Genomic DNA, 22523 nt, shown 5'->3' with positions numbered 1-22523 from the left:
CGGGCGATCCCCCTCCTGGAACAGACCCTGGAGGACCGGGTACGGACGCTCGGAGCCGACCACCCCGAGACCCTCATCTCCCGCAACAACCTCGCCCTCGGCTTCCGCTCGGCGGGCGACCTGGACCGCGCGCTCCCACTGTTCGACGAGACACTGGCCGCCGCCGAGCAGATCCTGGGCACCGACCACCCCCTGACCCTGACCGCGCGCAACAACCTCGGCACCGCCTACCAGGGGGCGGGCGACCTGGATCGGGCGATCCCCCTCCTGGAACAGACCCTGGAGGACCGGGTACGGACGCTCGGAGCCGACCACCCCGAGACCCTCATCTCCCGCAACAACCTCGCCGACGGCTACCAAGGGGCGGGCGACCTGGACCGCGCGCTCCCGCTGTTCACGACGAACGTGGCCGCGATGGTCCGTGTGCTGGGCCCCGACCATCCCGATGCGTTGGTCGCACGTCACAACCTCGCCAACGCCTACCTGGCGGCGGGGGATCTGCGGCTGGCGACCCCGATGTTCCGGGACTGCCTGGATGCCATGGTGCGGGTGCTGGGTGCCGAGAACCCGCTGACGCTCATGGCACGCAACAACCTCGCCAGCGCCTACTGGACGGCAGGACGTCTGGACGAAGCGACCCCCCTGGTCGAGGAGACGCTGGACATCATGACCCGCCTCCTGGGCCCCGACCATCCGGACAGCCGACTTGTCGCCACGAACCTGGCCGCGCTCCGCCGAGCGCGCAACCGCAAGAGGCCGACTTCTCCGGCCTGAATCACTGCCACCAGATCATCCGCGCGCCATATCCGGGCGCCCCAGAACAATTGACCCGCCGAGCGGCCCGAAGGAGGCCAACAGCACAGGCGTGGTAAGGGAGTTCGCCGATTTTACCCCTCGCGCTCGGTCCGGCGCCAGGTATGGGGGGAAGCCAGGCAGCGCCGTTGCGGGGCCGCACGCCTGGTGACCTTGCTCGCACCGCACTCGCTTCTCGGACACGGACACCCACGTCGATCACCGAGAGTGACCGGGAACGAGGTCGGACCTTGGGCGAACCTCATCTGTGCGGACCCACGGGCTGGCCTGTTCGCCGAGACTGCCCGTGGGTGCCGACAAGGCCCTCGTAGGCGGAGAGAACGTGCTGGATGATGACGAGTTGGTCGACCAGATCGGACCACCTCCGCGTCCGTGGGGAATCGGTCCGGCCTATGGCGCCTGCAGGGTCAGCGGCCGGTGGCAGGCCGCGGTCCGTCCGGGCGCCACCTCGCGCAGCGGCGGCACCTCGCTCGCGCACCGGTCGTCGGCGAGCGGGCAGCGGGTGCGGAAGCGACAGCCGGACGGCGGGTCGAGCGGGGACGGCGGATCGGCCGGGAGCAGCCCGGTGTCGCCGAGCGGGCGGCCGGGTTCGGGGACGGCGGCGAGCAGGGCGGCGGTGTAGGGGTGGGCGGGGGCGGCGAGCACCGCTTCGGTGGGGCCCCGTTCGCAGAGCCGGCCGAGGTGGAGCACCGCGACGTCGTCGCTGACGGCGCGGACGACGCCGAGGTCGTGGGAGATGAACAGGCTCGCCAGGCCGCGTTCCTCGGTGAGGCGGCGCAGCAGGTTGAGGACGGTGGCCTGGGCGGAGACGTCGAGGGCGGAGACGGCTTCGTCTGCGATCAGCACCCGCGGTTCGGCGGCGAGGGCGCGGGCGATGGCGACCCGCTGGGCCTGGCCGCCGGAGAGTTGGGCGGGCCGGCGGTCGCCGAACAGCGCGGCCGGCAGGCCGACGGCCTCCAACTGCTCGGCAACGACGGCCGCGCGGTCGACCGACGGGTCCGGGTGGGCGTCCAGGGGTTCGGCGACGAGGTCGCGCACGGTGCGGCGCGGGTTCAGCGAGGAGACCGGGTCCTGGAACACCATCTGCAGCCGGGGCCGGACGGCCCGCAGTGCGCGCGGGGAGAGCGTGGCGAGGTCGGTGCCGTCGAGGGTGACGGTGCCGGTGGTGGGCGGGGGCAGCCGTAGCAGGGCCTTGGCGATGCTGCTCTTGCCGGAGCCGGATTCGCCGACCAGGGCGAGGGTGCGGCGTGCGCGCAGCTCCACGTCGACGCCGCTGACGGCGTGCAGTGGGCCGGAGCGGGTGCGGTGGACCACGGACAGCCCGGTGGCCCGCAGCACGACGGGGGCGTCCGCGTCGGGGGAGGTGGCGGTGGCGGTCATACGGCGGTCTCCTCGGCCTTCGCCGGCAGCGCGGCCGACGGCGTGAGCGGGAAGTGGCAGGCGGTCGTGTGCCCGGCCCCGGCCCGGTGGAGCGGCGGGGCGTCCGTCGAGCAGAGCGCCTCGGCGCGCTCGCAGCGCGGTGCGAACGGGCAGCCGGGCTGTGGCCGGGAGAGGTCCGGCGGCGAGCCGGCCACGGCGGGCAGGGTGCGGCGCAGCGGCCCGGTGACCCGGGGGACGGAGCGCAGCAGGGCGGCGGTGTACGGGTGGGCGGGGTGCTCGGTGATGGCCTCGGTGGGGCCGGTTTCGACGATGCGTCCGCCGTACATGACGGCGATGCGGCGGGCGCGGCCGTAGAGCAGGCCGATGTCGTGGGTGATGAGGAGGGTGGCGAGGCCGCGGGTCTCACGGTGGCGGTCGAGCAGGTCGAGGACGGTGCGCTGGACGGTGACGTCGAGGGCGGTGGTCGGCTCGTCGGCGAGCAGCAGCGCGGGGGAACCGGCCAGGGCGGCGGCGATGCCGACGCGCTGGCGCAGGCCGCCGGACAGCTCGTGCGGGTAGGCGCGGGCCCGCCGGGCCGGGTCGGGGACGTCGACGGCGGCGAGCAGTTCGGCGGCGGTGCGCAGCCGTTCCCGGCGGCGGAGCCGGCGCCGGTTGGTGATCGACTCGGTGACCTGGTCGGCGATCCGCACGACCGGGTTGAGCGAGGTCATCGGGTCCTGGTGGACCATCGCGATGCCGGTGCCGAGCAGTTCGGCGCGCCGGGCGGCGGTGGCGGTGAGCAGGTCCTCGCCGGCCAGGAGGACCTGGCCGGTGGCGGTGGCCCGAGTGGTGCGCGGGTGGACGCCGAGCACGGTGCGGGCGAGGACCGACTTGCCGGAGCCGGACTCGCCGACGACGCCGAGGCACTCGCCCGCGTCGATGGTGAGGTCGATGCCGTGCAGCACGTGCAGGGTCCGGCCGTCGGGGGTGTGCAGGGTGGTGTCGAGCGAACGGACCTCCAGGACCGGGGTGACCGGGGTGGTCATCCTCGCCCTCCCTTCGAACGGAGCTGCTCGCCCAGGTAGTTGAGGGCGAGGACGGTCAGGCAGAGCACCGCCGCCGGGGCGAGCGAGATCCACGGGGCGCTGCCGAGCGTGGTGCGGCCCTCGGCGATGATGCCGCCCCAGGACGGCTCGGGCGGGCGGAGCCCGAAGCCGAGGAAGCTGAGCGAGCCCTCGGCGACGATGGCGACGGTGGTGGCGGTGAAGGCGAAGGTCAGCGCGGCGGGGGCGACGTGCGGGACGACTTCGCGGCACAGGATGCGCAGCGGGGCGGTGCCCAGCATCCGGGCGGCCTGGACGAAGCCGCGTTCGCTGAGCGAGAGCACGACGGCGCGGACCACGCGGGTGAAGTGCGGCACGGTGAACAGGCCGATCAGCGTGCCGATGACGCTCAGGCTGGGGCCGCGCAGGGAGACGGCGATCATCACCAGGATGAGGCTGGGCACGGACATCAGCAGGTCGGTGGCGAAGCCGATCGCCTTGTCCAGCGGCCCGCGGAACCAGCCGGCGGCGAGGCCGAGGGTGCCGCCGCCGAGCAGCCCGACGAGGATGGTGAGGCCCGCGACGGTGAAGGAGGCGCGGGCGCCGGCGACGGTGCGCTGCAGGACGTCGCGTCCGGCGGCGTCGGTGCCCAGCCAGTGGCCGGGGCCGGGCGCGGCGGAGGGGTGGGCGAAGTCGCCGTGCAGCGGGTCGAAGCCGGGCAGCAGCGGCAGCGCCAGCGCGGCGAGGGCGACCAGGGCGAGCCAGGCGGTGGCGGTGAGCACCCCGGCGGGGGGCCTGCGCCGTACGGGAACGCGTACGGGAACGACGGTGACGGTCTCAGCGGTGCTCATCGGCGATCCTCGGGTCGATCGTGCGGTACAGCAGGTCCACCGCGAAGGTCGCCGTCACCACGCCGAGCGCGCTGACGACCACCACGGCCTGGACGACGGGGAAGTCCCGCCCGGCGATGGCGGCGGAGGCGAGGCTGCCGACGCCGGGCACCGCGAACAGCGACTCGACGAGCACCGAGCCGCCGAGCGAGGTTCCGATGCCGATGCCGACCAGCGTCACCAGCGGCAGGCTGGACGGCCGCAGGGCGCGGAGCAGCAGCAGCCGGGTGGTGCCCATGCCGCGGCTGCGGGCGGCGGCGATGTACGGCTGGTCGAGGGTGTCGAGCAGTTGTCCGCGCAGGGTACGGGTGAACACGGCGGCCTCGGTGAGGCCGAGGGTGAGCGCGGGCAGCACCAGGTGGCGCAGGTTCTCGGCCGGGTCCTCGGTGAACGGGGTCCAGCCGGTGGCGGGCAGGAGGCGCAGTTGGACGGCGGCGATCCAGATGAGCAGCAGTCCGAGGGCGAAGCCGGGGACGGCGAGCCAGCCGAAGGTGGCGGTGGTGGCGACCTTGTCGAAGGTGCCGCCGGGCCGCCAGGCGGAGAGCAGGGCGACGGGCACGGCCAGGCAGAGTGCCACCAGCTGGGCGGCGAGGAAGAGTTCGAGGGTGGCGGGGATGCGGTCGCCGAGCTCGGCGGTGACGGCGGCGCCGGTGGAGAGGGAGTGGCCGAGGTCGCCGTGGAGGGCGTCGGCGATCCACTGCCAGGCGGCGGCGAACACGTTGCGGTCGAGGCCGAGCCCGGCCTCGTAGGCGGAGACCTGCTCGGGGGTGGCGGTGGGGCCGAGTGCGGCGACGGCGGGCGAGCCGGGCATGAGGTGGGGCAGGGCGAGCGCCGCGACGGTGACCAGCAGCAGCACCGCGCTCGCGCGTCCCAACCGCCCGGCGAGCGGGAGGGCGTTGCGCAGTCGGGTCGTCACTTCTTCACCCACAGGGTGGCGGGGGTGACGTTGACGACGGTCCGCTTGGTGAGGTCGGGCAGGCCGGCGACCTTGGTGGAGGCGAGGAAGCCGGCGGGGTTCTCGGTGAGGAAGAGCATGGGGGCGTCGGCGACGATCCGCTTGGCGGCCTCGTTGTAGGCGGCGGTGCGCTTGGCGGGGTCCTGGCTCGCCCGGCCCTCGGCGATCGCCTTCGCCACGTCGGTGTTGGCGTAGCCGGTGAAGTTGAAGGGCGAGCCCTGTGTGTAGAGGCTGTTGAGGGCGGTGTCGGTGTCGCCGAACAGGCTGGTGACGAAGTCCATCACCTGGAACTTGCGCTGGAACAGGGCGGTGCCCAGGCTCGCGGAGTCCATCGGCTTGATGGTCATCTTCACGCCCGCCTCGCCGAGCATCTGCTGGAGCACGGTGGCCCGCTGCTGCGCCTCGGGCCGGTTGTCGACGACGTACTCGAAGGAGAGGTCGGCGTGGCCGGCCTCGGCCAGCAGGGCGCGGGCCTTGGCGGTGTCGCGGGCGGGGTGGGCGCCGGTGGCGCGGTAGGGGGACCGGGAGCTGATCGGCCCGTCGGAGACGGTGCCCTGGCCGAGGTAGACGACCTTCTCGACGGCCTCGCGGTCCACGGCGGCCTGGAGTGCCTGGCGCACGCGCGGGTCGTCGAAGGGTGCCTCCTTGGTGTTGAACAGCACGGTGGAGGTGGAGCCGGGGCCGGTGGTGGCGCGCAGCCCGTCGCCGGCGGCCTGCTTGAGCTGGGAGGGGGTCTCGGACCAGATCAGGTCGGCGTCGCCGGAGCGCAGCGACTGGTAGCGGCTGTCGGCGTCCGCCAGCACCTTGTAGACCAGCTTGTCGGCGTGGCCCTTGACGCCCCAGTAGGAGGGGTTGCGGGCGAGGGTGACGGAGACGCCGGGCTGCACGCTCTCCACCGTGTACGGGCCGGAACCGGTGGCGGGGGTGTCGGGGCCGGTGGGGGCCTCGGAGACGTAGCCGAGGGAGCGGGTGAACAGGCTGGGGAAGGCGGCGTCGGGGGCCTTGAGGGTGAAGCCGACGGAGGTCGGGGAGTTCACCGTCATGGCGCCGATGGTGGCGGCGTCGGCGACGCAGGAGCACTTGGCCTCGGGCTTGGCGAGCCGGTTGACGTGGTCGACGACGGCCTGCGCGTCGAGCGGCTTGCCGTCGCTGAAGGTGACGCCCTCGCGCAGCTCCAGGGTCCAGGCGGTGGCGTCGGCGTTCGGGGCGAAGGACTTGGCCAGGTGGGGCTGGACGGCGCCGTTGTCGCCGTTGACCATCAGCGGGTCGTAGAGCGCGTTGGCCAGGACGAGCATCGGCTGGCTGACGATGGTGCTGTCCGCCGGATCGAGCTTGGCGAAGGGGCGGTCCAGGCCGATTCTCAGGGTTCCGCCGTCGACGGCCTGGCCCTCGTTCACGGCACCGCTCTTCGCGTCCCCGCCGGGCAGGGTGTCGTCGGAGGCCGTGCACGCGCTGACGGACAGAACGAGCGCGGACGTGCACAACGCCGACGTCAGAAGGTACTTGGTGCGCTTCATGGTTCCTCGGGCTCCTCGGCTCGGGGTGGACTGCGGCGGTGCCGGCTGTCGATGGCCACACTTTTCCCCAAGTGGCAGTACTGCCAAAAGGCAGTTGTGCAAACTTTTCATGTCGAGCCGTCGAAGACTTGGTGCTCGCCTTGAGCGGCCTCCGACCTGCGTGGTTCCGTACGGGTGGGCACGGTTCGACGTGCCGTCACCGTGGCATCCGGCCACGGGTGGAGAAGGAACGGGAGAGCGATGCAAGGGCAGGGGACGGACACCGCGACGGAGATGGGGCTGCGCGAGCGCAAGAAGGCACGCACCCGCGAGACCATCCGCACGGCGGCCTTCGACCTGTTCGAGGAGCAGGGTTTCGAACGCACCACGGTGGATCAGATCTGCCGCCGCGCCGACGTCGCCCACCGCACCTTCTTCCGCTACTACGCCACCAAGGAGGCCCTGCTCTTCGGCTGGGACTTCGGCCAGGTGGTCCTCGACGCCTTCGCCGCCGCCCCCGCCGGCCTCGGCCCGTGGGAGGCGCTCGGCCACGCCCTGACCGCCACCGACGGCCACCTCGAGGAACCCGCCGAGCACACCGTTCGGCGCCGGCGCCTGCGCCACGACTTCCTGGAGATCCGCTCGGTCCACGACTACGCCCTGGTCCTTGTCGACGCCTTCGGCCAGCGGGCCTCCGAGATCGCCGGTGCGCGGCTCGGTGTCGACCCCCGCACGGACCTGCGCCCGCTCGCGTTCGGCGCGATGGTCGCCGGGATGATCCGACGTCACGTCATGATCGGCTCCGAAGGCGGCCTGCTGACCGCGTGGACCGACGCCTTCCGGGACGTGACCCCGGCCGCCCGCTGACCCGCCCGTCTCCCCCATCGCTCTTCTCCCGACGCCAGGAGCGGTTACGACGCCCTCTATGCCCGCCCGCCCCGTACCTGTGAAAGGCCCTCGCATGTCCCTCGTCAACTTCCGCGACCCCGCCGTCCTCGCCGACCCCGGGGCCCGCTGGGTGCGCCCCGGCGTACTCCACCGCTCCGCCCAGCCGTTCCCGGCCGCCGACGCCGCGATCGTCGAGCAACTGCGCACCGCCGGCATCCTGACCGTCATCGACCTGCGCGGCGACGCCGAGGCTGACGCCGCCGACTGGGCCGCAGCGCGGGCCGACGGCGTCGACGTCGTCGCCGCCCGCATCCAGCCCACCGGCGAGGCTCTCGACGCGGCCATGCGCGCCATGACCACCGACGAGGACCTCGGTGCCTTCTACCTGCTGATGGCCGAGTCCGCCCCCGCCGCCGTCAAGCTCGCCGTCGAGGCCGCCGCCCGCCCGGGCGGCCTGCTGCTGCACTGCGCCGCGGGCAAGGACCGCACCGGCTTCCTGACCGCCATCCTGCTCGACCTGCTCGGCGTGCCGGCCGAGGAGATCGTCGCCGACTACGCCCGCACCAACGCGGCGCTGACGCAGATCTTCGAGGGCCTGGCCGAGCGCAACCGCAACGCCCTGAACGACTACCAGGCGGGCTCGCTCACCGTCCCCCGCCCGCTGCTGGAGGCCCCGGCGGGCGCGATGGCCGCCTTCCTGGAGCTGGTCAACGCCCGGTACGGCGGCACCGAGGGCCTGCTCGCCCACTGCGGGGTGGACGCCGCGACCGTTCAGGCCTTCCGCGCCAAGGCCGCCGCCGGCACCGCCGCCGAGCAGTCCGCCGAGGTGACGGCATGAGAACCGTGCTGCACCACACCGACGGGACGCCGTTCCGCGACCTCAACCACAACGGCACCATGGAGCCCTACGAGGACTCGCGGCTGCCCGTCGAGGAGCGCGTCGAGGACCTCCTCGCCCGGATGACCCTGGAGGAGAAGGCCGCGCAGATGCTGCACGGCCGGATGCTCCCCGGCGACCAGGGCCCCTTCCCCTCCGGCGACCACCTCATCACCGAACGCGGCCTCACCGCCTTCGGCATGATGGCCGTCCCCGACGCCCGCACCATGGCCGAGTGGAACAACCACGTCCAGGACCTCGCCGCCGCCGGCCGCCTCGGCATCCCGGTCACCCTCGCCTCCGACCCCCGGCACGGCTTCACCGCCAACCCCGCCACCGCCTTCACCGGCGGCGGCTTCTCCACCGGCCCCGAGCCGATCGGCCTGGCCGCCACCGACGACCCCGCGCTCGTCGAGGAGTACGCCGCCCTGATCGGCCGCGAACTGCGCGCCATCGGCATCCGGATCGCCATCCACCCGATGGCCGACCTCGCCACCGAACCCCGCTGGGCCCGGATCAGCGGCACCTTCGGCGAGGACCCGGAGCGCGCCTCGCGCATCATCGCCGCCTACATCCGCGGCCTCCAGGGCGAGAGCATCGGCCCCGACAGCGTCGCCTGCATGACCAAGCACTTCCCCGGCGGCGGCCCGCAGTACCGGGGCGAGGACTCCCACTTCGCGGCCGGCCGCCGACTCGTCTACCCGGGCGGCGCCCTCGACCGGCACCTGCGCCCCTTCGAGGCCGCGTTCGAGGCCGGCACCGCGCAGATCATGCCCGCCTACGCGATCCCCTCCGGCTCCGGACTCGCCGAGGTCGGCGCCAACTTCAACCACGACGTCATCACCGGCCTGCTGCGCGGAAAGTACGGCTTCGACGGCGTCGTCTGCACCGACTTCAACGCCATCACCGGCATGGACGTCCCCGGCATCATCAGCCTGCCGCCGCGGCACTGGGGCGTCGAGGAACTGTCGGTTCCCGAGCAGGTGGCGCTCACCCTGCACGCGGGGGCCGACCAGCTCGGCGGCGAGACCGACCCCGAGCTGATCCTCGGCGTGATCCGCTCCGGCGCCGTCACCGAGGCCCGCCTCGACGAGTCCGTCCGCCGCATCCTGCGCGACAAGTTCCGGCTCGGCCTCTTCGACGCCCCCTACGTGGACGTGGACGCCGCCGTCGAGCTGGTCGGCGCCGTCGAGGGGCAGGCGCTGGGCCGCCGGGTGCAGACCCGCTCGCTGGTCCACCTCGCCGGCCGGCCGCTGGCCGGGGAACGGATCTACGTCGAGGGCGTGGACGCCGAGGTCGCGGCCCGCTACGGGACCGTCGTCGAACGCCCCGAGGACGCCGACCTCGCAGTCCTGCGCCTCGCCACGCCGTACGAGAAGCGAGAGGGACTGCTGGAACAGGCCTTCCACTCCGGCTCGCTGGAGTTCGAGCCGGCCGAGGCCGCCCGCGTCGCCGCCCTGGCCGCCACCGTCCCCACCGCCGTCGTCGCCCAGCTCGAACGCCCCGCCGTACTCACCCCGCTCGCGCCCCACGCGGCGCTGCTGGTCGGCGAGTTCGGCGCGGCGGACGACATCGTCCTGGACGCGGTGCTCGGCCGCACCCCGATGACCGGCTCGCTGCCGTTCGACCTGCCCCGCTCGGACGCCGCCGTCGACGCCTCCCGCGAGGACGTGCCCTTCGACACCGCGGACCCGCTCTTCCGCTGCGGCCACCCGACCGCCCCGCGCTGAACCAGCGCCGCCGGCGGCCGGGGGCCGTACCCGTCACGGCCGCAACCGTCGGCCGTGACGGACCGCCGAACGTCCGGGACCGGGCCGCCGGCCGCTACCGCCCCTCCCGGACCCCCGCCCGCTCCCGTAGCCCGTCCAGCACCAGGGCGAGCGCGGGCCACTCCAGGCGTCCGTACCGCGCCACGGCGTACGCGCGCAGCACCACCGGCGGGTCACCGAGGGCGACGAAGCGCACCCCCGGGTGCAGCGGGATGCCGGCGGGCAGCAGGCCCACCCCCATCCCGGCGGCGACCATCAGCTGCACCAGGTCCAGACTGTCCGCCTGGTGGGTCACCCGGGGCGTGAAACCGGCCATCGACGACAGCGTGCGCACCACCGTCTCGTCGGCGGTGTTGCGGGAGTTGACGATCCAGTCCAGCCCGGCGCAGGAGGCGAAGACCTCCGCCGACCGACCCGTGCGGACCTCCAGTTCCCGGGGCACCGCCAGCCCCCAGCGCGCGGTCCACAGCGGCTGCGAGGTGACCGACCGGTCCTTGGCCGCCGGGGCGAGGTCGTAGTCGTAGGTGAGGGCGAGGTCGACCTCGTCGTCCGCCAGCAGCGCGAGCGCCTCGGCCGGCTCGTGCTCCCTGATCAGCAGCCGCACCCGCGGGTGCTGCTCGCCCAAGCGCGCGACGAGCGGCAGCAGGTGGTCCCGGACCGCCGTCAGGAAACCCGCCACCCGCACCGTGCCGTTCGGTTCCGCGCCGGCGCTGAGGTCCAGCCGCGCGGCCTCGACGGCGTCGAGGATCCGGGCTCCGTGCTCGGCCAGTCGGCGGCCCGCCGGGGTCAGCCGCACGCCGCGCCCGGCCGGCTCCACCAGGACCTGCCCGACCTCCTTCGAGAGTGCCGCGACCTGCTGCGACACGGTCGAGGTGGTCACGTGCAGGGTCTCCGCGACGGCCCGCATCGAGCCCAGGCGGGAGAGCTCGCAGAACAGGGTGAGGCGGCGGACGTCCATGGCGCCATCGTTCATCATTCATGAACAGACTGTCCAGAAATGGCACGTGGACGCCAACAATGGACACGCGTTCTACTGATCGGCATGACCCCGCACGACCAGCACATCTCCCGCCGGGCCGGTGGTGGCGCCGCCATGGCGCTGGCCTCCATGACCTGCGTCCAGCTCGGCCTGTCCCTGTCCGTCGGCCAGTTCGACCGGATCGGCCCGGTCACCGCCTCCTGGCTGCGACTGGCCTGGGCCGGGCTGATCCTCCTCGTGCTGGCCCGGCCCCGGCGGTCCGACTTCACCCGCCGCGGGCTGCGGACCTGCCTGCTGCTGGGCCTGGTCACCGCCGGCATGATGAGCCTGTTCATGCTCGCCATCGTCCGCATCCCGCTCGGAACGGCGAGCGCCCTGGAGTTCCTCGGCCCCCTCGCCGTCTCCCTGTACGGCGCCCGCCGCGCAGGCTCGCTGCGCTGGAGTGCGCTGGCCGCCATCGGCGTCGCCCTGCTGACCGAGCCCTGGCAGGGCGGCACCGACCTCGCCGGCATCGCGCTCGCCCTCGGCGCCGGAGCCTGCTGGGCGGCCTACATCGTGCTCACCCAGCGCGCCGGCGACGAGGCCGACGGACTCAAGGGACTCGCGGTCTCCCTCCCGGCGGCGGCCCTGGTCACCACCGCTTTCGTCGGCCCCGGCGCGATCACCGGCCTCACCCCCTCCCTCGTGTTCACCGGACTGCTCCTGGCGGCCCTCGCCCCGCTCATCCCCTTCAGCCTGGAACTGCTCGCCCTCCGCCGGCTCACCACGTCCTCCTTCGGCACCCTGATGAGCCTGGAGCCGGCCATCGCCACGGGCATCGGCGCCGCGCTGCTCGGACAGTCCCCCGGACCGGCCGGCGTCCTCGGCATCGCCTGCGTCGTCGGCGCCGGAATCGCCGCCGTCCGCACCGGAAACCGCCCGGACACCGGATCGCACGACGCACAGGAGCCGCCGGACACCGACGACGAGCAGGCCGGCCGACCGGAAGGCCCGGGCGCACACTCCGGTTCAGCGCGGTCGGCGGCGGGCGGCCGGACGCCCGGGCCGTGCGCTGAATAGGATCCCGACGTGGCCACGTACCGCGGCGGTGTTCCCCGCTACCTCCAGATCGCCCGCCGGCTCCAGGAGCGCATCGACTCCGGCGAGCTGCCGGCGGGCACCCGCCTGCCCAGCGAGCTGGAGCTGTGCGAGGAGTTCGGCGTCAACCGACTGACACTCCGCCAGGCCATGGCCGAGCTGGACCGGGCCGCCTCGGTGGAGATCCGGCGCGGCATCGGCACCTTCGTGCGCCCGCCCGCGGTGCGGCTGTCGATCGCGGTGGATCCGCGCACCCAGCAGATGGACGTCGGAAGCGTGACCACCTCGGGTGCATCCGGCCGCGACGTCGGCTCCGAACTCGTGGTGGCCGTGCAGTCGGGCGACGACTCGCCGATCGGCGCCGAGGTCGCCGCCCACCTGCACCGGCGGCCGGAGGAGCTGACCAGGGTCGACACCGTCATCCAGGGCGCGGTGGCGGCGGAGAGCACTCCCGTCCATGACCGGCTCGACGTCGCGGTGAGCAGCTACTGGATCGCCGCCGACCTGCTCCCGGCCCCGACGATCGCCCCCGGCCGGCAGGGCAACCTGATCCTCGCCGTGTGCGGGGCGACCGGCATCGAGCTGGAGTACGACTGGCGCGCCTTCAGCGCGGTCGGCGCCGATCTCGCCGACGCGGACCTGCTCGGCGTCGCGGTCGGCGCACCGCTGCTGGTCCGCGAGGGCGTCAGCTGCTCCCCCGACGGCGAGCCGGTGCTGTACGTGCGCCGGCGGATGAAGGGCGACGCGGTCCGCTTCGTGCTCCAGTACCGCACCGGCGGCTGAGCGGGGTGGGGCGGTCCGGACGCGCGCGCCACGGCCGGACCGCCGCCGGCGACGTCAGGCGTTGGCGGTGAGGGCGGGGAGGTAGGCGCCGGCCTGGCCGCCGGCGTTGGGGTGGTACCAGCCGCGGGTGAAGCCCGGTCCGTTGAACCACGCGGAGCCGTCGCAGATCCGGTGGCCGGCGAAGCGGGCGTCGACATCGGCATAGGTGAAGCCGGGGTACTTGGCGACCTCGGCCTGAACGACCTGGTTGAGGACGTCGGAGCCCTTGTTGACGGCGGCGCGCTTGACGGCGTCCAGGTCGAGGCAGCCGGTGGCGTCCGGGGCGAAGAGCTCGGGGTAGCCGAGGACGACGACGTGGGCGTTGGGGGCGGCGGCGCGGATCGCGGTGTAGAGGGTGTCGAGCTTGCCGGGCAAAACGGTGCGGCCCTGCTGCTCGGCGGTGGCGACGGAACCCTGGCAGGTGGAGTCGCTGCCGAGGAGGCAGTCCCGGACGACGGTGGAGAAGCCGACGTCGTTGCCGCCGACGGTGATGCTGACGGTGGCGGTGTCCGGGCCGAGAGCGCCCAGCTGGTTGGCCTGGACGTCCGTGGTGGTGGCGCCGGAACAGGCCTGGAAGCTGAACGAGGACGGAGCCGTGGCCTGCGCGTAGAGGTAGGGGTAGGCGGAGGCGCTGCGGTAGCAGGTGGTGTCGAGGTAGCCGGCGGAGGCACCCAGCCCGGAGGAGTAGGAGTCGCCGAGGGCGACGTACCCGCCGGAGGCGGTGGGCGCGGCGTTCGCGGCGGTCGGGGCGAGCAGGGCCGCGAGACCGGCGAGGGCACCGGCGGCAAGGGCGAGCGGGCGGGAGCGGAGCATGGTTCTCCTTCTGCGACGGGAGGGGAATGCGGGTCGCCGGGGTCCGAAGTCACCGGGGTACGGGGTCCGGGGTCGGCGAGTGCGCGACACAGAGCCAAACAGCACAACATCTAGATGTCTAGATGTTGCGAGACCAGGCCCGGCGACGACGGGGTGAACTCCGCGCCACAAACCGACGAGACGTCACATTCCGCACACCACGCCACGATCAGAACCTCCCCTCGCACCGTCGGCCATTCCAGGACTTCACCCTCCGGACAACCAGGATTCACCGCACCCCGCTAGACATCTAGACGTCTAGCGGCGAAGGTTGGATCCGCGGCCCGGGCCCTCCCCCGCCCCCACGCAGCTCCCACGAACGAAGGACACCCATGTCCCAACTCGGCCCCCGTGACGCCGCCGGCCTGCTGGTCGGACACCTCGACCTGGAACCCACCGACAACGGCGTCCGACCGCTGCGGCTGCCCCGCTCCGTACGCTGGCAGGAGCCGGTCGGCCCGACCTCGTGGGCGGCCTCCTGCACCACCGGGGTCCGACTGCGCACCCGCACCGCCGCCACCCGGCTCACGCTGACCGTCAGGACCACGCGCATGGTCGAGGAGAACACGGACCCGCGCGACCACCCCGCCTCCTTCGCCGCCCTGGTCGACGACGCCCCCGCCGGACGCGTGGACGTCCACACGGGCGACGTGGTGTGGCTCGACCGCACCCGCCAATTGCGGCAGGGCCCCGGCGAACCGCCGGCGATCCGGCTCGAACCCGGCGCGGCCGAAGAGGTCCGCTTCGAGCTGGGCCCCGCACCCCTCGGCGAGGAACGGCTGGTGGAGGTGTGGTTCCCGCACACCGCCCAGGTCGAACTGCTCGGCGCGGCGGCCGACGCCCCGCTGCACCCGGTCACCGAGCCGGTGGGACGCCGGTGGATCCACCACGGCAGCTCGATCAGCCACTGTCTGGAGGCCGACGGCCCACTCGACCCCTGGCCCCACCAGGCGGCCCGGGAACTCGGCCTCGACCTCACCTCCCTCGCCCTGGCCGCCAGCGCGCTGATCGACCAGTTCACCGCCCGCGCGATCCGCGACCGCCCCGCCGAGGTGATCTCCCTCAAGCTCGGCATCAACGTCGTCGACTCGGCCGGACTGCGCACCCGCACCTTCCTCCCGGCCGTCCACGGCTTCCTCGACACCATCCGCGACGGCCACCCCACCACGCCCATCGTGCTGATCTCCGCCGTCGCCTGCCCGATCGTCGAGAACGTCCCCGGCCCCACCGCCCGCGACGCGGCCGGCGCGGTCCGCGCCCAACACCCGGACGAGGCAACCCGGCTGGGCGAACTCACCCTCACCCGGACCCGTGAACTGCTGCACCAGGCCGCCCAGCAGCGCGCCGCCGAGGACCCCCACCTGCACTACGTCGACGGACTCGACCTGTTCGGCCCCGCCGACGCCCACCACCTCACCGACAACCTCCACCCCGACCCCGCCGGATACGACCTGATCGCCCGCCGCTTCAGCGCCCTGGTGCGCGAACGCCCCGCCCTGGCCGCCGCGTTCGGCCGTTCCTGACGACCACGCCGCCGCGCTGCGCGGCTCCGGTCGCGAGCGTGTCAGGCAGTTCGTGCAGGTCCGTGATCCGGGAGGCTGGCCTGGACCCCTACTGGGGGCTCCCGCTCGCCGGAACGGACAGGGCACGGGCGAGAGGGAAGGGCCGGCTGTCGGGCAGGAGGGAGCCGTCCGGCGGTGTCGCCACGAAGCCGGACGACCATGAGCTGGGCAGGTCGCGGGGCGGGCAGACAATGACCCGGAAGAGGCCGGAGTGGGACCTCCCACCAGGCCGGCGGCCGGCGGACTCCTGCTCGGGGCGGCGCGCTCCGGAGGCAGGCTGCCCGGTGCCGCCGTGGGTGGTCGTGCACGGCTGCCGGCGGTGCGGGCGCATCCGTTGCGGCCGCGCCCCGGGGCACGACCGGCACGACGTCGCGGTCAGCAGCTACCGGATCGCCGCCGACCTGTTCCCAGCCTCGAAGGTCACCGTCGGCGGGCGGGGCAACCTGATCCCGGCCATCTGCGAGGCGACCGGCATCGAGCTGGCGTACGACTGGCGTGCCTGCAGCACGTTCGGCACCGACCTGACCGACGCGGACCTGCTCGGCGTGCCAATCGGCACCGCGCCGATGGTCCGCGAAGGGGTCAGCTGCTCACCGGACGGCGATCCGGTGCTGTACGTGCGCCGCCGCCTGAAGGGCGACGCGGTCCGCTTCGTGCTCCAGTACCGCAACCGGGACTGGCCCGGGCACTGCGGTCCGGCCGCGGGCCCTGATGCGCGCCGCGCGGCCGGACCCGCCCGGGATGACGTGTCACGCGTTCGCTGCCGATCGGCCCGGGCCGATCGGCGCCGCGCCGGATACGGGCACAGCGGGCCGGCCGACCGGGCCCTGGGGCGTCGGGTCAGCCGAGTCCGAGCGCGCCGGCGACCCGGTCGGCCTTGACAGCGTCGCCACAGGGACGTAGATCGGGAAGCATGAGTCGGCACGAGCCGGTGAACCGGGCGGCGGCGCCCGTCCGGAGCGACGCGGCCACGTACCCGGACACGGACGCCACGGCGGATTCCGGCCGTCGCGGACGGGCGACCGAGGCCGGGGCGGCTGTCGGTACGGCGGCGGAGCGTGAGGACGCCCTGGTGACGGCGGTGGTCAAGGCCGTCGAGGAGACCGCCGCCCATGCCGGGAGCGTCTTCCTGCGCTCCCGGGACAGCCGCTCGATCGTGCTGGCCGCCACCTGCGGTGCGCCGCCGTCCCTACTCGGCGGCTGGCGGCTCATCCCGGTCAACAGCCCCATTCCGGTGGCGGTGGCCTACCGGTCGGGCCGGACGGTCCATCTGGCCGACGCCGACGAGACGATGCGACGCTATCCGCAGCTCGCGGTAGCCCTGCCGTACGCGTTCGGCTCGGCGTCGGTGCCGGTGAGGGCCGGCCAGGAGAGTCTGGGAGCACTCGCGGTGGTGTGGTCGGCGCCATCCGGGCACGCGGGGCTGTCGAGGGCCCGGCTCCGCCATCTGCGGGCCATCGCCAACCGGCTCGGCGCAGACCTCGCCGGCCTTCGAGCCCGTGGGGGCGTCTTCGAGTACGACGCCGCGACAGTGCCCATCGAGGTCCCGGCTCCCACCGCGCCGGCGGTGCGGGTCGGTCTGTTCGACTGGCAACTCGATACCGGGACCGTGGTCGCCGACAACGAGCTCTGTGCGATCTTCGGTCTCGCGCCCGACGCCTTCGACGGGCGGGCCGACACACTGGCTTCCCGGCTCCACCCGGGCGACCGGGTCTCGCTCCGGGCCGCGGCCCGGGCAGCCGTCGCGGACGGCAGAGTGGTCGCCCGCCGCCTGCGCGTCCGCACCGCCGACGGGTACCGCACCGTTGAGCTGTGGGGTCGCGTGCCGGAGGCGCCCGAGGAGGCGGTCCGGACCCACCTGGTCGGCAGCGTGCTCGACGCCGGAGCCGGAGCCGCAGCCGTCACCGCGGTGGAACGGCTCCGGGACGGACTCTTCTCCCTCGATCCGAACGGACACGTCGCCTACGCCAATCACAGCCTGGAGGTGTTGCTGGGGACGCCCGGCGGGGAACTGCTCGGCCGCTGCCTGTGGGATGTCCTTCCGTGGCTGTCCGATCCGATCTTCGAGGACCGGCACCGAGCCGCGATGGTCTCCCAGCAACCCACCGTCTTCCTGGTCCGGCGCCCACCGGACCGCTGGCTCGTCTTCTCCCTCCACCCCGACGCGAACGGCGTGACCGGCAGGGTGACGTCCTCCCGACCGCCCCACTCGCCACCGGACGTGTCCGGCACATCGGAGGGCTCCGGGACATCGACCACCCCTTCGTCCGTCCCCGGGCCCGGGTCCCCCGCGCCGAGCCCGCCACCACCCCACGCGGAGCCCACGCGCCTGGGCGCCATCTACCGCGTCCTGCAGCTCAGCAGCGCGCTGACCGAAGCGGTGAGCACGGTCGAGGTGTGCGACGTCGTCGCCGACCAGCTCCTGCCGGCCTTCGGCGGACAACACCTGGCCATCTACGTGATCGACGAAGGCCGTCTGCACCTGCTTTTCCACACCGGCTACCACGACCGCTTCCTGCAGTCGCTGGAAGGCAAACCGCTCGACACTCCGCTGCCCGGAGCGGAGACGCTCGCCTCCGGCGTACCCCTGTTCGTCGACTCCCGGCAGGATTTCACCGATGCCTGTCCGGCTTGCACCGTGGAAGGCGTCGGAGCCTGGGTCTACCTACCGCTGATCGCCTCCAACCGCCCAGTCGGCACCTGCATCCTCGGCTTCGACGAGATCCACCGATTCACCGCCAAGGACCAGGGCATCCTGACCGCGCTCAGCGGTCTGATCGCCCAGGCACTCGAACGCGCCCGTCTCTACGACGCGAAGGCCGCCCTCGCACACGGACTGCAGAAGGCACTCCTGCCCCACCGCCTGCCCGCCCTACCGGGCATCCGCACCACTGGCCGGTACCTGCCCGGCACCAGCGGGATGGACATCGGGGGCGACTGGTACGACGTGATCCCCATCGGGAACACTGTGGCCCTCGTGGTCGGGGACGTCGAGGGCCACAACGTCGCCGCAGCCGGCACCATGGGCCAACTGCGGAGCGCGGTGCGGGCCTTCGCCACGGCCGGTCACTCACCCGGCGCCGTCCTGGCCGGAACCAACCGACTCCTGGTCGACCTCGGTCCCGAGCTGCTCGCCAGCTGCTGCTACATCCTCATCGAGCCGGACGAGGACCGTGTACGCGCCGTCCGCGCCGGGCACTGCCCGCCCTTGCTACGCCGTCCCGACGGCAGCACCGAGGTGCTTGAACTGGAGGGCGGCCCACTCCTCGGCGTCGACGGCACCAGCAGCTACCCGGAGACAGAGCTGCACCTTCCCCGAGGGTCGATCCTCGCCCTCTACACCGACGGCCTCGTCGAGGAACGCGGCACCAGCATCGATCTGGGCATCGACGACCTGCGCGCCTCGCTGGCCCACGCCCACGCCAGAAGCCTCGACGACCTGGCCGATCGACTCCTACGCAAGGCCCGACGCTCCCCGCACCGTTCCGACGACATCGCTCTGCTGCTCACCGCCTACCACCCCGGCCAGGCCCCGCAGGCCGCCTGACGGCCCAAGGGCACGGAACCCACGCAGGCGGCCTGGCCTCCACCGTCCAGACCCCGGCCCCAGGTCCGGACGCTTCCACGGCGTGATCTCCGCGGAGACGTCCAGGTCCTCGAAGGACCCGACGATCTCCCACTCCTTCGAGACCGCGTGCCGCGTCGCCGACTCCGCCTGCACCAGATGCGAGACCTTGCCCTCGTCCCCGTGCGTGTCCGAGACACGCGAACCCACCACCGCCCGAACCGGCGCCGAAGAGCAGTAGAACATCTCCACCTGGCGGGTGAGTCGCGGCACTGTGGTGGCCGCGTCCGGCGGGAGTAGGGCGGCGAACAGGGCCCGGAAGTGTTCGAGGTAGGAGGCCTCCCGCTCCCCTGGCTGATTGTCGATATGTCGCCCCGTTCGCCGTGGTCCACTTTCGCGTGCAGCACGTTGGGGAAGGTGACCGCCGCCGCCAGGGCGCTGTGCACCGCGATGGGGACGGACTCGTCACCGGACGGGCGCGGGCTCCTCCGGCACGTGGGTGTCGGTGGGCGTTTCGTCGGTGCCGACGATGATGCCCCGGCGCTTGGAGATCCACACCGCGAGGACGACGACCGCCAGGGCCAGCAGGGCGATGGTCAGCCGGAGGCCCAGGTTGGCGTGCGAGCCGAAGCTGAGTTTGACGATCACGGGCGCCACCAGGAGGGAGACCAGGTTCATGACCTTCAGCAGCGGGTTGATGGCTGGTCCGGCTGTGTCCTTGAAGGGGTCTCCCACCGTGTCGCCGATGACGGTGGCCGCGTGCGCGGGACTGCCCTTGCCGCCGTGGTGACCGTCCTCGATCAGCTTCTTGGCGTTGTCCCAGGCGCCGCCCGAGGTCGCCAGGAAGACGGCCATCAGGGTGCCCGCGCCGATCGCTCCGGCCAGGTAGGAGCCCAGCGGACCGACGCCGAGGAGGAAGCCGAGGGCGATCGGGGTCAGCACGGCGAGCAGGCCCGGGGTGACCAGTTCGCGCAGCGCGTCCCGGGTGCAGATGTCCACCACACGGCCGTAGTCGGGCCGCTCGGTGCCGTCCATGATGCCGGGCCGGGTCCGGAACTGGCGCCGGACCTCGAAGACGACCGCGCCGGCGGAGCGCGAGACGGCGTTGATCGCCAGACCGGAGAAGAGGAAGACGACGGCGGCGCCGACCAGCAGGCCGACCAGGTTGTTGGGCTGGTTGATGGCCAGGCTCAGGCTCGATCCGTGGGCGGCCGGGCCGATCTGCGCCTCGGCGGTCGCGATGGTGTCGGTGTAGGAACCGAACAGCGCGGTGGCGGCGAGCACCGCGGTGGCGATGGCGATGCCCTTGGTGGTCGCCTTGGTGGTGTTGCCGACGGCGTCCAGTTCGGTGAGCACCTGGGCGCCGACGCCGGTGATGTCTCCGGACATCTCCGCGATGCCCTGGGCGTTGTCGGAGACCGGGCCGAAGGTGTCCATCGCGACGATCACACCGACGGTGGTCAGCAGTCCGGTTCCGGCCAGCGCGACCGCGAACAAGGACAGGATCAGCGAGCCGCCGCCGAGCAGGAAGGCGCCGTAGACGGCGGCTCCGATGGCCACGGCGGAGTACACAGCCGATTCCAGGCCGAGCGCGACGCCGGAGAGAACTACGGTGGCCGGACCGGTCAGCGAGGTCTTGCCCAGGTCCCGTACCGGGCGGCGGGTGGTCTCGGTGAAGTAGCCGGTCAGTTGCTGGATGACGGTGGCCAGTACGATCCCGATGGCCACAGCGGCCAGGGCGAACGCCCGCGGACTGCCCGCGTGCCGGGCGATCTCGGCAGGTACTCCGTGCAGTCCGGAGAAGCGGGCCGGCAGGAACGCGAAGACCGCGCCGGCCACCAGAGCGAGGGACACCGCGGCGGAGACGAGGAAGCCGCGATTGATGGCGGTCATCCCGCTGCGGTCCGAAGGCCGGGGGGAGACCGTCTCGATGCCCAGGACCGCCGTGAGCACCCCGATGGCGGGCACTACCAGGGGGAAGGTCAGCCCGTTGTCACCGAAGGCGGCGCTGCCCAGAATCAGCGCGGCAACCAAGGTCACGGCGTAGGACTCGAACAGGTCGGCCGCCATCCCCGCGCAGTCGCCCACGTTGTCACCCACGTTGTCGGCGATCGTCGCCGCGTTGCGGGGATCGTCCTCGGGGATCCCCTTCTCGACCTTGCCCACCAGGTCCGCGCCCACGTCCGCGGCCTTGGTGAAGATCCCGCCGCCCACCCGCATGAACATCGCCAGCAACGCCGCACCGAAGCCGAAGCCCTCCAGCACCTTCGGCGCGTTCGCCTGGTAGATCAGCACCACCGTGGCCGCCCCCATGAGACCCAGCCCCACGGTGAACATCCCCACCACTCCACCGGTACGGAAGGCGATCCGCATCGCCCGGTGCGACACCGCTCTCACGATCGATGCCTCCGTCGGTCCCTCCCCGGGCTCGGTGGCCGGGACCGGCGCCGTCCCCGCCCGGGCCGCCGCCGCCACCCGAACGTTGCTGCGCACCGCGAGCTGCATCCCGACGTACCCCGTCGTCGCCGAGAACGCCGCCCCGACCAGGAAGAACACCGAACGCCCGATCCGCTGCCCCCAGTTGTCCGCCGGCAACAGCAACAGCACGAAGGGCACCACACCTGCGAAGACGCCCAGGGTGCGGAACTGGCGCCTCAGGTAGGCGTTCGCGCCCTCCTGAACCGCCCCGGCGATCCGCCTCATCGTTTCGGTGCCCTCGTCCGCGGCCAGGACCTGGTGTACAAGCCCCCAGGCCACCACCAGGGCTCCTGCCCCGATCACCGCGACGATCACCAGCAGCGTTCGGCCCGACCCGGTCAACTCGGGCGCGGCCGCGACGGATGCGCCCGCGTGAAAGATCCCAGCCATGCCGTCCTCCTTGACGTCGTGCCTGGGCGCCAGGCGCGCGAATCGGCCGCCCGGGAGCTCTCAGACCGAGGCTAACCCCGGGACCTGGAGGTCTCCACGGGGGTTAGGGCAATCGCGTACCCAGCGTGCGGCGGCGAGCGATCCCCTCGAAAATGGTGCTGCCGACGCCGTCGCACACCACGGAGCGGAAGGAGCGCGACATGGACTTCGAGGTGATCGTCGAGATCCCGCAGGGGTCACGCAACAAGTACGAGATGGACCACGCCACCGGACGGATCCGCCTCGACCGGATGCTGTTCACGGCCACCCGGTATCCGGCTGACTACGGGTTCATCGAGGACACCCTCGGCGGAGACGGCGACCCTCTCGATGCCCTCATACTCGTCGACGAACCCACTTTCCCTGGATGCGGCATCACCTGCCGCGCCATCGGCATGTTCGTCATGACCGATGAGAAGGGGCCCGACGAGAAGATCCTCTGTGTGCCCGCTCACGACCCCCGCTTCGCCCGTCTGCAGGACATCGACGACATGCCCCAGCACGACCTACAGGAGATCACCCACTTCTTCGAGGTCTACAAGGACCTCGAACCCGGAAAGTCCGTCGAAGGCTCCCACTGGGCGAACAAGGCCGACGCCTACGCCGAGATCGAGACCTCACGCTCCAGAGCCGCCGCCCAGTAGGCCCGCGGCCACGGGACCCAGGTCA

The 22523-nt window shown here is 72.9% G+C and carries 18 protein-coding genes; 10 read left to right on the top strand and 8 right to left on the bottom strand.

Going from position 1 to position 22523, the window contains the following annotated elements:
* A partial coding sequence (locus tag ABZ449_RS08535; protein WP_360342318.1) for a tetratricopeptide repeat protein occupies nucleotides 1-774 on the top strand: 774 nt, incomplete at its 5' end.
* 429 nt (nucleotides 775-1203) lie between these two features.
* Here the strand turns inward: ABZ449_RS08535 and ABZ449_RS08530 are convergent.
* Genes ABZ449_RS08530 through ABZ449_RS08510 form a run of 5 tightly spaced genes read right to left on the bottom strand, consistent with a single transcriptional unit; the run spans nucleotide 1204 to nucleotide 6577 of the window.
* Nucleotides 1204-2193 carry an ABC transporter ATP-binding protein gene (locus ABZ449_RS08530; RefSeq protein WP_360342315.1) on the bottom strand — a complete coding sequence of 330 codons (990 nt, stop codon included), beginning with the start codon at nucleotides 2191-2193 and terminating at the stop codon, nucleotides 1204-1206.
* Nucleotides 2190-3218, bottom strand: a complete 1029-nt coding sequence (locus ABZ449_RS08525) for an ABC transporter ATP-binding protein (RefSeq protein WP_360342312.1) — start codon at nucleotides 3216-3218, stop codon at nucleotides 2190-2192. The genes ABZ449_RS08530 and ABZ449_RS08525 overlap by 4 nt, the downstream gene beginning before the upstream one ends.
* Nucleotides 3215-4066, bottom strand: coding sequence for an ABC transporter permease (locus ABZ449_RS08520; RefSeq protein ID WP_360342309.1), 852 nt, complete (start codon nucleotides 4064-4066; stop codon nucleotides 3215-3217). The genes ABZ449_RS08525 and ABZ449_RS08520 overlap by 4 nt, the downstream gene beginning before the upstream one ends.
* Nucleotides 4053-5021 (bottom strand): ABC transporter permease, encoded by a 969-nt coding sequence (locus ABZ449_RS08515; protein ID WP_360342306.1) that lies wholly within the window; start codon nucleotides 5019-5021, stop codon nucleotides 4053-4055. The genes ABZ449_RS08520 and ABZ449_RS08515 overlap by 14 nt, the downstream gene beginning before the upstream one ends.
* Nucleotides 5018-6577: an ABC transporter substrate-binding protein gene (locus ABZ449_RS08510; RefSeq protein WP_360342303.1), complete on the bottom strand. Its 1560-nt coding sequence runs from the start codon at nucleotides 6575-6577 to the stop codon at nucleotides 5018-5020. The genes ABZ449_RS08515 and ABZ449_RS08510 overlap by 4 nt, the downstream gene beginning before the upstream one ends.
* A 240-nt stretch (nucleotides 6578-6817) precedes the next feature.
* Here ABZ449_RS08510 and ABZ449_RS08505 point away from each other — a divergent pair, with 240 nt between their 5' ends.
* From ABZ449_RS08505 to ABZ449_RS08495, 3 genes are all read left to right on the top strand, one after another.
* The gene (locus ABZ449_RS08505; RefSeq protein WP_360342300.1) at nucleotides 6818-7423 is read left to right on the top strand and encodes a TetR family transcriptional regulator; all 606 of its coding nucleotides are present in this window, start codon (nucleotides 6818-6820) and stop codon (nucleotides 7421-7423) included.
* 94 nt (nucleotides 7424-7517) lie between these two features.
* Nucleotides 7518-8282 carry a tyrosine-protein phosphatase gene (locus ABZ449_RS08500; protein WP_360342297.1) on the top strand — a complete coding sequence of 255 codons (765 nt, stop codon included), beginning with the start codon at nucleotides 7518-7520 and terminating at the stop codon, nucleotides 8280-8282.
* Nucleotides 8279-10051 (top strand): glycoside hydrolase family 3 N-terminal domain-containing protein, encoded by a 1773-nt coding sequence (locus ABZ449_RS08495; protein ID WP_360342294.1) that lies wholly within the window; start codon nucleotides 8279-8281, stop codon nucleotides 10049-10051. Before ABZ449_RS08500 ends, ABZ449_RS08495 begins: the two co-directional genes overlap by 4 nt.
* Nucleotides 10052-10145: 94 nt before the next feature.
* On the opposite strand, the gene ABZ449_RS08490 is transcribed toward ABZ449_RS08495, so the two are convergent.
* Nucleotides 10146-11048: a LysR family transcriptional regulator gene (locus ABZ449_RS08490; protein ID WP_360342291.1), complete on the bottom strand. Its 903-nt coding sequence runs from the start codon at nucleotides 11046-11048 to the stop codon at nucleotides 10146-10148.
* Nucleotides 11049-11132: 84 nt separating this feature from the next.
* Here ABZ449_RS08490 and ABZ449_RS08485 point away from each other — a divergent pair, with 84 nt between their 5' ends.
* A complete protein-coding gene (locus ABZ449_RS08485; protein ID WP_360342288.1) occupies nucleotides 11133-12128 on the top strand; it encodes an EamA family transporter in 996 nt (331 codons plus the stop codon).
* 9 nt (nucleotides 12129-12137) lie between these two features.
* Nucleotides 12138-12929 (top strand): GntR family transcriptional regulator, encoded by a 792-nt coding sequence (locus ABZ449_RS08480; protein ID WP_360342285.1) that lies wholly within the window; start codon nucleotides 12138-12140, stop codon nucleotides 12927-12929.
* Nucleotides 12930-12983: 54 nt separating this feature from the next.
* On the opposite strand, the gene ABZ449_RS08475 is transcribed toward ABZ449_RS08480, so the two are convergent.
* Nucleotides 12984-13781, bottom strand: a complete 798-nt coding sequence (locus ABZ449_RS08475) for an SGNH/GDSL hydrolase family protein (protein ID WP_360342282.1) — start codon at nucleotides 13779-13781, stop codon at nucleotides 12984-12986.
* Between the two features lie 371 nt (nucleotides 13782-14152).
* On the opposite strand from ABZ449_RS08475, the gene ABZ449_RS08470 reads away from it, so the two are divergent.
* The 3 genes from ABZ449_RS08470 to ABZ449_RS08460 all read left to right on the top strand — a co-directional run bounded on the left by ABZ449_RS08470 (nucleotide 14153) and on the right by ABZ449_RS08460 (nucleotide 18929).
* Nucleotides 14153-15343: a lipase gene (locus tag ABZ449_RS08470; RefSeq protein WP_360342279.1), complete on the top strand. Its 1191-nt coding sequence runs from the start codon at nucleotides 14153-14155 to the stop codon at nucleotides 15341-15343.
* Between the two features lie 323 nt (nucleotides 15344-15666).
* Complete coding sequence (locus ABZ449_RS08465; protein WP_360342276.1) at nucleotides 15667-16263, top strand: hypothetical protein; 597 nt, start codon at nucleotides 15667-15669, stop codon at nucleotides 16261-16263.
* 32 nt (nucleotides 16264-16295) lie between these two features.
* A complete protein-coding gene (locus ABZ449_RS08460; protein ID WP_360342273.1) occupies nucleotides 16296-18929 on the top strand; it encodes a SpoIIE family protein phosphatase in 2634 nt (877 codons plus the stop codon).
* 483 nt (nucleotides 18930-19412) lie between these two features.
* Here the strand turns inward: ABZ449_RS08460 and ABZ449_RS08455 are convergent, their stop codons facing one another.
* Nucleotides 19413-21815: a sodium-translocating pyrophosphatase gene (locus ABZ449_RS08455; RefSeq protein WP_360342270.1), complete on the bottom strand. Its 2403-nt coding sequence runs from the start codon at nucleotides 21813-21815 to the stop codon at nucleotides 19413-19415.
* A gap of 200 nt (nucleotides 21816-22015) precedes the next feature.
* Here ABZ449_RS08455 and ABZ449_RS08450 point away from each other — a divergent pair, with 200 nt between their 5' ends.
* Entirely contained in the window at nucleotides 22016-22498 is a 483-nt protein-coding gene (locus ABZ449_RS08450) for an inorganic diphosphatase (protein ID WP_355672327.1), read from the top strand.
* Nucleotides 22499-22523 lie beyond the last annotated feature (25 nt).

Origin of the sequence: Kitasatospora sp. NPDC005856, assembly GCF_040629945.1 — a bacterium.
Classification (GTDB): domain Bacteria; phylum Actinomycetota; class Actinomycetes; order Streptomycetales; family Streptomycetaceae; genus Kitasatospora.
The sequence above is the reverse complement of the archived record's forward strand: the minus strand, read 5'-3'. Positions and strand labels throughout refer to the sequence as shown.